This window comes from Mangrovimonas sp. sgz306409 (genome assembly GCF_059735265.1).
On the sequence record NZ_JCAPEU010000042.1, the window covers coordinates 1 to 574 of the forward strand.

The 574-nt window shown below is 58.9% G+C and carries 1 pseudogene; it reads right to left on the bottom strand.

The features are described 5' to 3' along the window. Positions 1–573, bottom strand: a pseudogene (locus AC6I5C_RS17840) (OmpA family protein); the annotation flags it as partial. Position 574: the final 1 nt, after the last annotated feature.

The following is a 574-nucleotide window of genomic DNA, read 5'->3' on the forward strand; positions in this document are numbered from 1 at the left end:
GCCGTCCTCGCCCTTGGCGAATCTGTAGATGTCAAGGAACGGCTCCCCGTTCCAGCCATAGGTCTTGCGGCTCGTGTTGCGGGCAGAGACCACGTAAAGGTCCCCGTCCTTCTCCACCGCCCCGAACTCAGAGTACTGCGTGTTCAGTGCCATGTCCTCAACCTCGAAGCGCTTGCGCGTAGACTTGATCGCCTCGATATAGTCCGGTGCAGAGCGGTAGGCCTTTGCACGCTCGTCGCCTGGTGCCAGAGAGGCAAACTTTGCCATCTGCGCGTTCGACTCGCTGTACTTCCCGTTGGCCTTCAGCATCTGGGCATATCTATAGACCATCTCAGGGTCCTGGTTGCCGGCCTCGATGGCCTTCGCGTACCAGCCCTCGGCGGCCTCCGTGTTGTAGATGTTGTAGTTGGCCTCTGCCAGCTGCGTGTAGACATAGGCATCGCCCTTGCCCTTCTCCACCAACTTTCCATAGGCCTCCGCGGCCTCTACGTACTCAAAGCGCCCGTAGAGATCGTCTGCCTTCTTTGTATCCTTGTTCTGGGCGGTCATGCTCATGCCGCCCATCATCGCTATT